12 protein-coding genes are annotated in these 13,459 nt (G+C 65.4%); 4 read left to right on the top strand and 8 right to left on the bottom strand.

All coding sequences use genetic code 11. From position 1 onward, the window contains the following. The first annotated feature begins 14 nt into the window (after window positions 1-14). Complete coding sequence (locus tag NY08_RS12965) at window positions 15-593, top strand: FKBP-type peptidyl-prolyl cis-trans isomerase (RefSeq protein ID WP_045200327.1); 579 nt, start codon at window positions 15-17, stop codon at window positions 591-593. 70 nt (window positions 594-663) lie between these two features. Here NY08_RS12965 and NY08_RS12960 read toward each other — a convergent pair whose 3' ends face one another. Together NY08_RS12960 and NY08_RS12955 are read right to left on the bottom strand one after the other, a co-directional pair. Beyond that, the gene (locus NY08_RS12960) at window positions 664-1,293 is read right to left on the bottom strand and encodes a lipocalin family protein (RefSeq protein WP_045196754.1); all 630 of its coding nucleotides are present in this window, start codon (window positions 1,291-1,293) and stop codon (window positions 664-666) included. Then, on the bottom strand, window positions 1,293-3,356 hold the full coding sequence (locus NY08_RS12955) for an MMPL family transporter (RefSeq protein WP_442970840.1): 2,064 nt from the start codon (window positions 3,354-3,356) through the stop codon (window positions 1,293-1,295). Before NY08_RS12955 ends, NY08_RS12960 begins: the two co-directional genes overlap by 1 nt. 148 nt (window positions 3,357-3,504) lie before the next feature. Here NY08_RS12955 and NY08_RS12950 point away from each other — a divergent pair, with 148 nt between their 5' ends. Both NY08_RS12950 and NY08_RS12945 read left to right on the top strand, forming a co-directional pair. After that, a complete protein-coding gene (locus NY08_RS12950; protein ID WP_045196752.1) occupies window positions 3,505-3,984 on the top strand; it encodes a MarR family winged helix-turn-helix transcriptional regulator in 480 nt (159 codons plus the stop codon). A gap of 279 nt (window positions 3,985-4,263) precedes the next feature. Next, a complete protein-coding gene (locus NY08_RS12945) occupies window positions 4,264-4,602 on the top strand; it encodes an STAS domain-containing protein (RefSeq protein WP_230596842.1) in 339 nt (112 codons plus the stop codon). Between the two features lie 166 nt (window positions 4,603-4,768). Here NY08_RS12945 and NY08_RS12940 read toward each other — a convergent pair whose 3' ends face one another. The 3 genes from NY08_RS12940 to pruA all read right to left on the bottom strand — a co-directional run bounded on the left by NY08_RS12940 (window position 4,769) and on the right by pruA (window position 7,781). Then, window positions 4,769-4,957, bottom strand: coding sequence for a hypothetical protein (locus NY08_RS12940; RefSeq protein WP_045196749.1), 189 nt, complete (start codon window positions 4,955-4,957; stop codon window positions 4,769-4,771). A gap of 233 nt (window positions 4,958-5,190) precedes the next feature. After that, complete coding sequence (locus NY08_RS12935; RefSeq protein ID WP_045196747.1) at window positions 5,191-6,135, bottom strand: proline dehydrogenase family protein; 945 nt, start codon at window positions 6,133-6,135, stop codon at window positions 5,191-5,193. Then, window positions 6,132-7,781, bottom strand: coding sequence for an L-glutamate gamma-semialdehyde dehydrogenase (pruA, locus tag NY08_RS12930; protein ID WP_045196746.1), 1,650 nt, complete (start codon window positions 7,779-7,781; stop codon window positions 6,132-6,134). The genes NY08_RS12935 and pruA overlap by 4 nt, the downstream gene beginning before the upstream one ends. A 99-nt stretch (window positions 7,782-7,880) precedes the next feature. Between pruA and NY08_RS12925 the strand changes: the two genes are divergently transcribed. Continuing rightward, complete coding sequence (locus NY08_RS12925) at window positions 7,881-9,452, top strand: PucR family transcriptional regulator (RefSeq protein WP_045196744.1); 1,572 nt, start codon at window positions 7,881-7,883, stop codon at window positions 9,450-9,452. A 49-nt stretch (window positions 9,453-9,501) separates the two neighbouring features. Here the strand turns inward: NY08_RS12925 and NY08_RS12920 are convergent, their stop codons facing one another. The 3 genes from NY08_RS12920 to mmsA form a co-directional block, all read right to left on the bottom strand. Continuing rightward, window positions 9,502-10,512 carry a LacI family DNA-binding transcriptional regulator gene (locus tag NY08_RS12920; protein WP_045196742.1) on the bottom strand — a complete coding sequence of 337 codons (1,011 nt, stop codon included), beginning with the start codon at window positions 10,510-10,512 and terminating at the stop codon, window positions 9,502-9,504. 75 nt (window positions 10,513-10,587) lie between these two features. Beyond that, window positions 10,588-11,919, bottom strand: a complete 1,332-nt coding sequence (mmsB, locus tag NY08_RS12915) for a multiple monosaccharide ABC transporter permease (protein ID WP_045196740.1) — start codon at window positions 11,917-11,919, stop codon at window positions 10,588-10,590. Continuing rightward, window positions 11,916-13,454, bottom strand: a complete 1,539-nt coding sequence (mmsA, locus tag NY08_RS12910) for a multiple monosaccharide ABC transporter ATP-binding protein (protein ID WP_045200322.1) — start codon at window positions 13,452-13,454, stop codon at window positions 11,916-11,918. The genes mmsB and mmsA overlap by 4 nt, the downstream gene beginning before the upstream one ends. Window positions 13,455-13,459 lie beyond the last annotated feature (5 nt).

The raw sequence follows: 13,459 nt of genomic DNA, 5'->3' as shown, positions 1-13,459 counted from the left end.
CCTACACCCGCACCATGTTCCTGGCCGCCTCCGTCTCGCTCGTCCTGCTGACGGGTGCGTGCAGCTCGGACTCCGACGCCTCGTCCTCGGCCACGTCCTCGGCTTCGTCCGCCGCCGGTGCCCCGGCCGCCTCTAGCACCTGTCCCACAGCGGCACCCGACGCCGCGGCCACCCCCGACTGGACCCTCGACGGGGACTCGGGCAGCATCGCCGTCGTCGGATCCACCGACACCGCCGCGCCCGCGGTCACCGTCGACACCCCGTTCAGCGTCGCCGAGACCCAGGTCGAAACGTTGACAGCGGGGGACGGGCCGGTCATTGCGTCCGACGCCGAGGTCTCGGTCTGCTACGTGGGCGTCAACGGACGTACCGGAGAGACGTTCGACAGCAGCTTCGAGCGGGGTGCACCGATCGAATTTCCACTGGACGGAGTCGTCGCCGGCTTCCAGAAGGCCATCGCCGGACAGACCGTCGGCTCGACCGTCGCCGTGGCGGTCACCTCGGCCGATGGATACGCGACCGGCAATCCGGCAGCCGGAATCGAGCCGGGCGACAGCTTGATCTTCGCGATCTCGATCCTGTCCGCGAGCTGAGTGCCTCCGGCAGTGGTGCGGTTGTGCGCCCTCCACGGCACACAACCGCACCACTGCGGCTCCGCCGCACTTACACCGTCGAGAGCTGCTGAATGGTCGTCGCGCCACCCGGGGTGGGTGTCGTGGTGATGAAGTTCGAGTCGTAACCCAGCGATTCGACGACGCCGCGGATCTCACGGAACTGCTCGACGCTGACGTCGGGCGTGCGCTTGAGCACGAATCCGGATGTGCGGTTGGGGCTTCCGACGAACGCCCACGAGTAGTCGTCGGCGATGTAGGCGACGATGTAGTTGGTCGGACCGTCGAGGCTCTCCTGGGTGGGCACCCCCGGGAAGCTCACGTGCAGTTGGGCATTGGTGACGGTGTCGTTGACCCTGGCGTTTCCGACGATGCGGTTCTCGCCGCCGGTCCAGGTGGTGCAGGTGTTCTCGACGCGAATGTTGGTTTCGTCGATCATCTGGTAGTTCGCCTGGGTGTCACGAGCGCAGATCAGGTTGAACGGCTGTGGCACCGCGGCAACCTGGTTCCAGGTGCCCAGGTAGCGCTCGACATCGAGTGACGGGATCGGAGCCAGCGGCTCCAGGCCGACCGATCCCAGTGGACCGACCGGCTGCGCCTGAGCCGGGGCCGCGGTCAGCAGTGCGCCTGCGGCCAATACTCCGGCAATTGCGGTGCGTCCGAGTGCGGTACGGATGTTCATCAATTCGCTCCTTGTGTTGCGGTTGTGGTTACGGTCTCGCTGGAATCGATTCTGTTCGGCCACCAGATTTTCGGGCCGATGAGGGTGAACAGGGCGGGAATCACGACGGTGCGCACCACGAAGGTATCGAGCAGAATGCCGAGTCCGACGATGATGCCGAGTTGGGTCAGGGTGATCAGGGGCAGGACGCCGAGCACGCAGAAGACTGCTGCCAGAACGATTCCCGCGCTCGTGATGACACCGCCGGTGGCCGAGACGGCGCGCACGATGGCCGATCCGGTGCCGTGCCGAGGCGTCTCCTCGCGGGTACGAGTGACCAGGAAGATGGTGTAGTCCACACCGAGCGCGACCAGGAACAGGAACGCGAACAGCGGGGTGTTGTCGTCGAGGGCGGGGAAGCCGAAGACGTGCAAACTCACCCAGCTGCCGATCCCGATCGCTGCTACTGCACTCAATACCGTTGTGGCAACCAGGATCACGGGTGCGACGAGGGCACGCAGCAGTACCAGGAGCACGGCGAGCACGACCGCGAGGATCGCGGGAATCACCACGAGGCGGTCGCGGGCCGCTGCCTCGGAGGTGTCGAGCGCCTTGGCGTCGCTGCCGCCGACCTGTGCGCGGTCCACGCCAGCGAGTGCGGCGCGCAGGTCCTGTACGACGGCGAACGACTCGTCCGACGCGGGGGCCGCATCGGTGACGACCGAGAGGCGGGTGAGTCCGGTGTCGGAATCCGCGACGCGATCGACCGACACGACACCGTCGATGCCCTGGGCGGTGCCGATGACTGCGTCGATGTCTGCGGTGGGAGCCAGGACCGTCATCGGATCGGCGGATCCGGCCGGAAAGTGTTGCGAGAGAGTGTCGAAGCCTTCGACGGACTCGGCGGTGACACGGAACTGCTCGGTCTGCGAGAGTCCGATCTGCGTTCCGAACAAGGCCGCGCAGCAGGCCAGCAGCGCGACGATGGTCACCGAGGCCGTCGCCACGGGGCGTCGGGCAACACCTGCCGCGATCGAGTGCCAGACGCCCTCCGTGGTGGTGTCACGGTCGGACTCCTTGGGGACGAAGGGCCAGAACAGCTTCGGGCCACACAGTGCCAGCAGGGGCGGCAGTACGAACAGTACGAACACCGCTGCCACGACGAGGCCTGCGGCGGCCAGGGCACCCAGGCTGCGGGTGCTGGGCAATATTGCCAGGAGCAAGGTCAACAGCGCCAGGACGACGGTGGCGTTGCTGGCGAGGATGGCGGGCCCGGCCTGGCGAACGGCGTGGCGCAGGGCGAGACGATGATCGGGCTCGCGCCGCAGTTCCTCGCGGTACCGAGAGATCAACAGCAGCGCATAGTTGGTGCCGGCACCGAAGACCAGCACGCTGGTGATTCCCGACGTGGACCCGTCGAAGGACAGACCGGTGACCTCGGCCAGCGCGGTGCCGACGGTAGTGGCGAATCGGTCTGCGAAACCGATGACGGCCAACGGCACCAACCACAGGATGGGCGATCGGTAGGTGACGATGAGCAGGACGGCCACCACGAGCGCGGTGACGGCGAGAAGGGTGAAGTTGGCACCGGAGAACGAGTTCGCGATGTCGGCTCCGAAGGCCGGTCCGCCGGTGACCTGAGCGGTCAGATCGGGCGACAGGCCCTCGGTTGCTGCGGACCGCAGTTCGGTGATCAGTTCGTTGAGGGTGAAGCCCGACAACTCGGAATCGACCTGAACCAGCGCAATCGCAGCTTTGCCGTCGGGTGCGACGATCGGGGGCGGGCCGGGCTCGTCCGGTACCGAGCGATCCACGGCGATCAACCGGCTCTGCGCGGCAGCTGCGTCCTCGATGTCGGCCGGTGTGAGGTCACCGCCATCGGTGCGGCTCAGAACCAGAATGACGGGTGCGGTGTCGGAGTCGGGGAACTGGGAGAGGAGCTCGTCCACCTGGTAGGACTCGGCCGACGTCGGCAACGAGTTCGGTGACTGGCCGGCGGAGTCGTTGCTGCCGACCAGACCCATCACGGCGACGGACAGAACGAGGACGGCGAGCGCGATCGCCCACGATCCACGGTGCGTCACGACTGCGGCGACGCGGTCCCAGGCTGCGGTGTTCTCGGTTCGAGTGCTGTCCACGTGACAAACAATCTCATTTACTTAGATATTAAGCAACTGAATCTCTTGTGGGCAGTAGTCTGACCATGACCACAGCGAAGGAGTTACCACCGACATGGCCGACCGAAACCAGCTCGAATCCGCGATCTCCGCGGATCTCCGAGCGCTGTCGTCGGTCTCGGAACAGATCGGCCAAGTGTTCGGTGCTCTGCACAGCCTGCGGCCCAACGACTTTCGCGCGTTGCTCCACGTCATGGTTGCCGATGTCGAGGGTGCGCCGCTGACGGCGGGGGAACTGGGCACGATGTTGGGGCTGTCGTCGGCGGCGATGACCTACCTCGTCGAACGCATGATCACCTCCGGGCACATCCGCCGCGAATCCGACGCATCCGATCGACGCAAGGTCATTCTGCGATACGACGAGCACGGAATGGAGGTTGCACGCGGGTTCTTCGGGCCCCTCGGCAGGCGCACGAGCGCCGCGTTGGCGGACCTTCCCGACGCCGATCTCGCCGCCGCGCATCGGGTGTTCGAAGCGCTCATCGGAGCCATGCGAGAACACCACGCCGACCTGGGAGACAGCCGCCGGTCGTAGCGAATCTTCGTGGTCCGATGTTCGAACCGCTGGTGGACGGCCTGCGAAGAATCGATGCTGGACTCCGAGCGTGCGAGTGCCGTAGGGTTGGCGCTGGTTGAGCTAACAGCCGGTCACGGGGAAACGCAGCGAAGTCGGCGTCCGGGTCAGGCTCTATTCTGCTCCCGCTGCATCGATCGGTTTCCCCCTCAGTTCGACCGATCGATGGGATCTGCCATGAGTGTTGAATCTTCAGGCAACAAAGTTCGAACCACCCCGGTGACTGTCGCGGAGAAGTCCGTGTCCGTCGCAGCGACCGGAGCAATCTTCACCGCGCACGACGGCCCCGACGGTTCACTCGTCGTCGCCGTCCACGGCGACATCGACATGCGCAGCGCGCCGATGTTCTCCGATTTCGTCTGCAGCCGCATGTCCAGCAAAAGGCATGTCACTCTCGATCTGTCCGATGTCGAATTCTTCGGCATCGCAGGTCTCACAGTCTTCGATGCAGTCCGTGAGTACACGGTAGGCATCGGCGCATCATGGTCGATCGTCGCAGGACGCTCGGTCTCACGTCTGATCCAGGTCGCCGACCTCGAGTCCACGATTCCGACGGCTCGTCCCTCGAACGACCGGTAGTACTCCGGCGATCATCGCCGCGACAAGAGGTGGGCAGCTCCGATTCAGGGGCTGCCCACTGTTCGTTCGGCCCCCGATCGCACCACCCGATCGAGAGATCGGACGACCCCGATCGACGGTGTGACCGAAGTTCGGGATCGTCCGAAACTGTTGCAGCACAAGCGTACTAGTCTTTGGTTCCTTCGGAGTCGCTGAAGAACGCCCACTCGCCGTCGTGCTCGACCTCGAGCCGCCACCCCAACTCCTCGTTGTCGGCGCGGCTGTCCTTGAACCAGGCGTGCGCGTCCTCGGAACTGGCGATGTCCTTGGTCTCGACGACGGTTCCGTGCGGATCGATAACTCTGTAATTTGCCATGCAGCCAGGGTGCCCCGATGTCGCAGAACCTAATCCACGTCGGGACGCCGCGGCCGACTCCTGGGATCCGCACACGCGCGCGCATTCGTCGAATGCGCGCGGAATCGCCTCCGAAACGATGAGATTCTGCGCGCGGATGACAAACGCGCGCGCGTTTGCGGCGACCGGGTGGTGCGGGCGACCGGGTGGTGCGGCGACGGGGTGGTGCGGTGAGTGAGTTCTTCGGTGCACCCTCAGGTGCGCGAGAGCACCGATCGCGCGAAGAACATCAGGTTCGCGGGGCGTTCGGCAAGCCGGCGCATGAAGTAGCCGTACCACTGCGATCCGTACGGGACGTACACGCGTACGTTGCGTCCCGCGTCCACGAGTCGACGCTGTTCGGGATCGCGGATTCCGTACAGCATCTGGAACTCGAACTCCTCGGACGATCGTCCTGCAGCCGACGCCAGCCTGTCCGCCGCCTCGATCATCTCCGGGTCGTGCGAGGCCACCATGGGGTAGCCGCGGCCGTTCATCAGGATCTGCAGGCATCGGAGGTAGGAGTCGCTGACCTCGCGTGCACCCTGGAACGCCACCGACGACGGTTCGTTGTACGCACCTTTGCACAGTCGGATACGAGATCTCGGCCCGGACAGGTCGCGGCAGTCGGCCTCGGTGCGCCGCAGGTAGGCCTGCAACACCGTGCCCAGGTCGGGGAAGTCGACGCGTAGTTCCCGGACGATCGACAGGGTCGAATCGGTGGTGGTGTGGTCCTCGGCATCGACCGTCACCCACACCCCGGCCGCAGCGGCGGCCGTACAGATCATCCGTGCGTTCTCGAGCGCCAGAGTTCGGTCGATTCCCTGGCCGAGTGCTGACAGCTTGAGTGATATCTCGAGCGCGGTTGCATCGGCTTCTCGCGTCGAAAAGCGTTGTACAAGTGAGAGATAGGCGTCCACGGTTGCCTTCGCCTGGCCTCGGTCGGTGGTGTCCTCACCGAGGTAGTCCACCGAGACGAACCGGCCCGACGCCAGCAGGGCGTCGACTGCGCTGACGGCCGCGGGCTCGGATTCGCCCGCAACGAAGCGGTCGACGAGGGACCGGGTGGCGCGTAGACGTGTCACGGTCGCCTGCAGTTTGGGTGAACGTGCGGCCGCGAGCAGGGCCGGACGCAGCGGATTGCTCAGCAGAGTGGTCATCGCGTGCCCTCGCCTTCCTGATGCGGGTAGCCGTGAGTGGTCGGCGGTACGAACGTTTCCTTCACGGTGCGGGCCGAGGTCCACCGCAGCAGGTTCTGCGGTGAACCCGCCTTGTCGTTGGTTCCCGACGCGCGGGCCCCACCGAACGGTTGCTGTCCCACCACCGCGCCGGTCGGTTTGTCGTTGACGTAGAAGTTGCCTGCGGCGAATCGCAGTGCCGCATGGGCCTGTTCGACGGCGGTGCGATCGGTGGCGATGACCGCTCCGGTCAACGCGTACTTCGATCCGGTGTCGACGGTGCGCAGTGTCTCGGCATAGGCGTCCGGCCTGCTGTCGTCGTAGACGTGCACGGCCAGGATCGGCCCGAAGTACTCGGTGGTGAAGGCCTCGTCGGTGGGGTCGTCCCCGAGAAGCACCGTGGGGGAGACGAAGTACCCCTCCGAGTCGTCGCAGGTACCACCGGCGGCAATGGTCAGGCCGGGAACGGACTTCGCTCGATCGAGAGCAGCTGCGTTGCGGTCGAACGCCTTTCGGTCGATGACGGCACCGCCGTAGTTGGACAGGTCGGTCACGTCGCCGTACTTCAGTGCCGAGACCTGCTCGATGAACCCGTCGCCCATCGAAGCCCACAGCGACTTCGGTACGAAGGCCCTCGACGCTGCCGAGCACTTCTGACCCTGAAAGTCGAAGGCACCGCGAATCATGGCGGTGGTCAGCACATCCGGATCGGCGGAGCTGTGCGCGACGACGAAGTCCTTGCCGCCGGTCTCACCCACGAGCCGTGGATACGAGTGGTAGTTCGAGATGTTGTTGCCCACCTCGCGCCACAGCGTCTGGAATGTCGCGGTGGACCCGGTGAAATGGATACCGGCCAGCCGGGGATCGGCAAGGGCCACTTCGGAAACCATCGGTCCGTCACCGAGAACCAGATTGATCACCCCCGGCGGAAGGCCTGCGGCTTCGAGCAACTGGAGCGTCAGATATGCAGCGACGGCCTGCGTGGGCGAGGGCTTCCACAGCACGGTGTTGCCCATCAGCGCAGGTGCGGTGGGCAGATTGCCTGCGATGGCGGTGAAGTTGAACGGGGTGATGGCGTAGACGAAGCCCTCGAGCGGACGGTATTCGACGCGATTCCACACTCCCGGTGCCGAGACCGGCTGCTCGGCGAGAATCTGTCGGGCGAACGCGACGTTGAACCGCCAGAAGTCGATCAGCTCGCAGGGTGCGTCGATCTCCGCCTGGTAGGCCGACTTGGACTGACCGAGCATCGTTGCCGCAGCGATTCTTTCGCGCCACGGACCGGACAGCAGATCGGCGGCTCGCAGGAACACCGCGGCGCGCTCGTCGAAGGGAAGCTCGCGCCACGCGGGGGCCGCTGCCGTCGCAGCATCGATGGCGTCGCGCACGTCCCGGTGGGTGGTGCCGGTGAAGCTACCGATGACCGACGAGTGTCTGTGCGGTTCGACGACGTTCTCGACCGGGCCGTCGGCCTCTCGGTGAACGCCGCCGATGACCTGACGGATCTCGACGGGGGAACTCCGGAGCTCGTCCAATCGGCTGCGCAAGCGGGCCCGTTCCGGGCTTCCGGGGGCGTAGGTGTTGACCGGCTCGTTGATGGGGGTGGGGACGGATGTGACGGCGTCCATGGCTGCTCCTCGTCTTCGGTGTGTGCTGCTCATTGAAGTCCGATCCGCACCTCGTTCAATCAGCCCATCGGCCAAAGAATCGGTGATCTACTTGTCCGTATGGCCAACACTGTGTCGCTGCGTTCGATGCTGACCTCGCTGCACAGCGCCGTCGTCGAACTCGTCCTCGCGCCGGCAGGAACGGATATGGAGGTCGAGTCCGTCGCGCTGCTCGATGCCGACGACCTGCGGCTGCCTCCGGGAGCATCCTCCGATCTGACGCTGCTGGTGGGCGTGACCGAGGCCGACGTGGTGCGGTGGTTCGACGATCTCGCGTTGCGCCCGGTGGCGGATCGACCGCTTGCGGTGCTGACCAAGGTCGCCGCCTCGACTGCGCTGTCCCACGGTGCGCGGGAGGCAGGTATCGCACTGGTCGCGGTGCACCAGCAGACACGGTGGGAGCTGTTGCTGTCGATGATGCGGGGAGTTCTCGACCAGGTCCGTGCCCAGAGCTCCGACGACGGACTGTTCGGAGCCGATACCGATCTCTACGAACTCGCGCAGACGGTGGCGTCGCTGACGAAGGGCATGGTGAGCATCGAGGACGAGCGCTCACATGTGCTGGCCTACTCGGCATCCGACGACGCGGCCGACGAACTGCGGACCCTGTCGATCCTCGGACGCGAAGGGCCGGCCGACTACCTGCGCAGACTGCACGAGCGAGGTGTGTTCGATCGACTCCGCCGCACCGACGACGTGATCGACGTACCGGCCGATACCGAACTGGGAATTCGTCGACGCCTCGCCGTCGGAATCCGTCGGATATCCGGCAGCCCAACGACTCTCGGGACGATCTGGGTGCAGGAGGGTGCCGCCCCGCTCGCCGCCGACGCCGACGCGGTACTGCGCGGTGCCTCGGCCGTCGCGGCTCGACTGATCACCCGCATCGCGAACGCCCCGACCAACGAGGCCCTGCAGATTCAGCGCCTGCTCGGTGCACGGGGCGGCGGTGTCGACGTCCCGTCGCTCGCGTCGGCACTGTCGATCCCCACCTCGGGATCGGCGGCAGTCGTCGGATTCGCTGCCTGCGGGGAATTCGAGATCAGCACCCTGGCACCGTCTATCCGATTGCACGCCAGCGCTTTTCGCCGTGACTCGTTGGTCACCACCATCGGCGAGAGAATCTACGCGCTGTTTCCCGGGGTGGCGTCGGGCACGGGGATCGCGGCGTGGGCCGCCGATGCCGTCGGGCGAATCGAGACGCGCACCTCGCTGGCGTTGCGCGCTGCGGTCGCCGCACCGATCGCCGATCTCGACGGGGTGGCCGTGGCCAGATTCGAGGTCGACCGAGTGCTCGACGGCACCACCGGCGAGGTGCGGGTCACGACGCTCGAGGAGTCGAGAACCTCCGTGCTGCTGGGCGAAATCCTGGAACTGATCGCCAATCACGAACAGCTACGAGACCCGCGCATCACCGCCCTCGACCGATACGACGCGACCAACGACTCCAGAATGCGCGAGAGTCTCGTGTCGTACCTGGCGTGTTTCGGTGACGTTCGGGCGGCCGCCGTGCGACTGCACATCCACCCGAACACCCTGCGCTACCGCATTCGCCGCGTCGAGCAGATCCTGGACCTCGATCTCGGCGATTCCGATGCTCGCCTGTTGGTGGAACTGCAGCTGCGCATGTGAGAGCGGCTTCGCCGCACGTGTGCGGAAATTCGTAGCAGGCTACGAAGTTTCATGCACGTGCGGCACCGGTGCTCGACCTGATCACCAGGCTCGGTTCGATGCTCGAACGCATGGTGCTTCGATTTCCGGTGTCGATCTGGTCGAGCAGAATCTCGACGCTCCGGATGCCGACGTCGGTGAACTCCTGGCGGATGGTGGTCAGGGGCGGCGAGAAGAATTCCGCGTCGGGAACGTCGTCGAAGCCGACCACACTGACGTCCTGCGGTACTCGCCTGCCGTGGACGTCCAGTGCGCGCAGCACCCCGAGCGCCATGGAGTCGTTGCCTGCGAACACCGCGGTGACGTCGGCGTTCCCGGCCAGTTCGCTGCCGGCCTCGAACCCCGATCTCGCGGTCCAGTCGCCGCCGAGAGTGGGCGGTGGCTCCACGCCGGCATCCTCGTGGGCCATCCGCCAGCCGGTGACGCGATCGGTGGCCTCGTACCAACCCAGCGGCCCGGCAACGTGCCACACGGCGCGGTGCCCGAGCGAGAGCAGGTGCGCGGTTGCGGCCTTGGCTCCGGCGATCTGATCGACCGAGACCACGGCCAGATCGCCGGCGGGCGAACCCTCGACGGCCACCAGCGGCAGCTCCCCGGCCAGATCGGCGATGTCGCCGCCGTCGGTGCGCAGTGGCGCGATGACGACCACGCCGTCGACGCCCTGCTTCTGCAACCGGCGCACGCAGGTGATGATCGCCGACTCGTCGAAGGAGGTGGGGACGGCGACCACCACCGAGTAGCCGGCGTGGCGTGCTGCGTACTCGACGCTGTAGAGGGTCGAGACCGGGCCGTACAGAGCGTTTCCGGTGCCGACGATTCCGATGGTCTTGCTGCGGCCGGTCACCAGAGCACGAGCGGCGGTGTTGGGGCGGTATCCGAGCTCCGAGATCGCCCGATCCACTTTCGTTCGCGTCGCCTCGGTCACGTTGGGATGACCGTTGATGACGCGGGAGACGGTCTGGTGGGACACACCTGCGAGCCGGGCGACATCGGTCATGGCTGGTCCGCGTGTCGGCGTCATCGTCGTGCAGCTCCTCTCGCGTCGTCGAAGACAATCACAGCATGCCGGGTCCCTCGGCGCCCGCGAACATGCACGTCAGGTGGGTGTGTTCACCGCCGTGCCGGTCGTGGTGGGCGCAGGCTTGCCCTGTTCGGCACCGGTGAACATCTCGGCAGGCACGGGCACACCGAGATAGCTGCTCGGGGGCGCGGCTTTGTCGCCCTTGTTGCCCTTGCCGCTCGCTGCTCGACGCTTGGTCCAGATGTCGAACGCAACCGCCGCGAGCAGGACCAGGCCCTTGACCAGCTGAACGCGCTCACTGGGCGAGCCGATGAGCGACATTCCACTGTTGATCACGGCGATGATCAGCCCACCGGTGAGTGCGCCGACGATGCGGCCGACGCCGCCCTGCACTGCCGCGCCGCCGATGAAGGCCGCCGCGATGGCGTCGAGCTCGAAGCCGTTGCCCGCGGTGGGTCCGGCCTGGTTGAGTCGACCGGCGAAGATGATTCCGGCCAGGGCCGAGAGCACGCCCATGTTGACGAAGATCCAGAAGGTGACCGGCTTGACCTTGATGCCGGACAGCGAGGCAGCGTGGATGTTGCCGCCGATCGCGTACACGTGCCGACCGAACACCGTCTTGCCCGCGAGGGTGGAGTAGCCCATCACCAGCACGGCGAGCAGGATCAGTACGTACGGCAGGTTCTTGAACCGCGCCAGCTGCACCGCGATGGCGAGTACGAGAGCGGCAGCGAAGGCCATCTTGATCAGGAACAGCGGCAGTGCGTCCACGGTCTGGCCGTACTTCTGCCGACCCGTGCGGGACCGCCACTGGCTGAACACGATTCCGACGACGGTCACAATGGCGACGAGCAACGTGAAGATGTCGGCCCCGCCCAGTGGTCCGAGTCCCACGTTGCCGAGGAAGCCGGGCAGGAAGCCGTTGGACAGTGTGCGCACCGGTCCCGGGAACGGCCCGATGCCCTGGTTGCCGAGAACGATGAGAGTGACTGCGCGGAAGACGAGCATGCCTGCCAGCGTCACGATGAACGCCGGTATGCCGAAGTACGCGACCCAATAGCCCTGCCAGGCACCGATCAGGCCGCCGACGATCAACGTGATCAGCACCGCCAGTGGCCACGGCACGTTCTGTTGAACCATGAGGACACCGGCGATGGCACCGGTGGCCGCGACGACCGAGCCGACGGACAGGTCGATGTGGCCCGCGATGATGATCACGACCATGCCGATGGCCAGGATGAGGATGTACGAGTTCTGCACCACCATGTTGCTGATGTTCTGCGGCACCAGAAGCTGACCGCCCGTCAGCACGGTGAACAGCACGATGATCAGCGCGAAGGCGATGAAGATTCCGCTCTGGCGAAGGTTGCGCGTGAGCAACCCCCGCACGGTCGACAACTGATTCATCGAAGTACTCCTGTTCCACGGGTCATGAGATGCATGAGCGATTCCTGGGTCGCGTCCTCGCGAGTGACCTCACCGGTGATACGGCCTGCCGACAGTGCGTAGATCCGGTCGCACAGCCCGAGCAGTTCGGGGAGCTCGGAGGAGATCACCAGGACCGCCTTCCCGGCGTCGGCGAGATCGTTGATGATCGAATAGATTTCGAACTTCGCGCCGACGTCGATTCCTCGTGTCGGTTCGTCGAGAATGAGCACATCGGGATCGCTGAAGATCCATTTGCTCAACACGACCTTCTGCTGATTGCCGCCGGAGAGTTTGCCGACCACGGCGGTCACGTTCGGTGCCTTGATGTTCATGCTCTTGCGGAAACCCTCGGCGACCTTGAACTCCTGGTTGTCGTCGACGAAGCCTCCCGTCACCAGCTTGTCCAGGGCGGCGGTGGAGATGTTGCGCTTGATGTCGTCGATCAGATTGAGGCCGTACCGCTTTCGGTCCTCGGTGGCGTAGGCGATCCCGTGATGGATGGCATCGTTGACCGACTTGACGTGAATTTCCTTGCCGTACTTGTACAGTCGCCCCGAGATGTCGATGCCGTAGCTTCGGCCGAAGACGCTCATGGCCAACTCGGTGCGTCCGGCACCCATCAAGCCGGCAAGACCGACGATCTCCCCGCGGCGCAGACTGAGATTCGCCTTGTCGACAACGGTCCGGCCGTGTTGCGTCGGACTGTGCACGGTCCAGTCCTCGATACGCAGGACTTCCTCTCCCACGGTCGATTCGTGCGGCGGAAACCGGTGCTCGAGATCGCGGCCGACCATGAGCGAGATGATGCGATCCTCGGTGACGTCCGGGTCTCGCATATCCAGGGTCTTGATGGTCCGGCCGTCACGGATGATCGTCGTCCGGTCCGCGATGGCCGCGATCTCGTTGAGCTTGTGCGAGATGATCACGCACGTGATGCCCTCGTCCCGCAGACCGCGTAGCAGGTCGAGGAGGTGAGCGGAATCCGAATCGTTCAGTGCCGCAGTCGGTTCGTCGAGAATCAGCAGCGTCACGTCCTTGGACAACGCCTTGGCGATCTCGACGAGCTGCTGCTTGCCGACACCGAGATCGCTGACGACGCTGACGGGGTTCTCCCGCAGCCCTACCCGGTTCAGTAGGGCTGCGGCCTCGGAATTGGTGCGGTTCCAGTCGATGAACCCGCGCTTGGACCGCTCGTTGCCGAGAAAGATGTTCTCGGCGATCGAGAGGTACGGACTCAGTGCAAGTTCCTGATGGATGATGACGATGCCCTCGGCCTCGCTGCCCCGGATGTCGGAGAACTCGCACGGCTTACCGTCGAACACGATGTCGCCGTCGAAGGTGTCGTGTGGGTACACACCCGACAACACCTTCATGAGCGTCGACTTGCCTGCGCCGTTCTCGCCGCAGATCGCGTGGATTTCGCCGCGATTCACCGAGAGAGTGACGTCCTGTAGAGCCTTGACGCCGGGAAAGGTCTTGGTGATGCCACGCATCTCCAGGATCGGGCTCGTCATCGCCG

This window comes from Rhodococcus sp. B7740, assembly GCF_000954115.1.
Classification (GTDB): Bacteria; Actinomycetota; Actinomycetes; order Mycobacteriales; family Mycobacteriaceae; genus Rhodococcoides.
This window is presented reverse-complemented; position numbering and strand designations above follow the sequence as displayed.

Coding starts and splice junctions, on each gene's coding strand:
- NY08_RS12965 (WP_045200327.1), top strand. CDS start 15: ATGTTCCTGGCCGCCTCCGTCTCGCTCGTCCTGCTGACGGGTGCGTGC.
- NY08_RS12960 (WP_045196754.1), bottom strand. CDS start 1,293: ATGAACATCCGTACCGCACTCGGACGCACCGCAATTGCCGGAGTATTG.
- NY08_RS12950 (WP_045196752.1), top strand. CDS start 3,505: ATGGCCGACCGAAACCAGCTCGAATCCGCGATCTCCGCGGATCTCCGA.
- NY08_RS12940 (WP_045196749.1), bottom strand. CDS start 4,957: ATGGCAAATTACAGAGTTATCGATCCGCACGGAACCGTCGTCGAGACC.
- NY08_RS12935 (WP_045196747.1), bottom strand. CDS start 6,135: ATGACCACTCTGCTGAGCAATCCGCTGCGTCCGGCCCTGCTCGCGGCC.
- pruA (WP_045196746.1), bottom strand. CDS start 7,781: ATGGACGCCGTCACATCCGTCCCCACCCCCATCAACGAGCCGGTCAAC.
- NY08_RS12925 (WP_045196744.1), top strand. CDS start 7,881: ATGGCCAACACTGTGTCGCTGCGTTCGATGCTGACCTCGCTGCACAGC.
- NY08_RS12920 (WP_045196742.1), bottom strand. CDS start 10,512: ATGACGCCGACACGCGGACCAGCCATGACCGATGTCGCCCGGCTCGCA.
- mmsB (WP_045196740.1), bottom strand. CDS start 11,919: ATGAATCAGTTGTCGACCGTGCGGGGGTTGCTCACGCGCAACCTTCGC.
- mmsA (WP_045200322.1), bottom strand. CDS start 13,454: ATGACGAGCCCGATCCTGGAGATGCGTGGCATCACCAAGACCTTTCCC.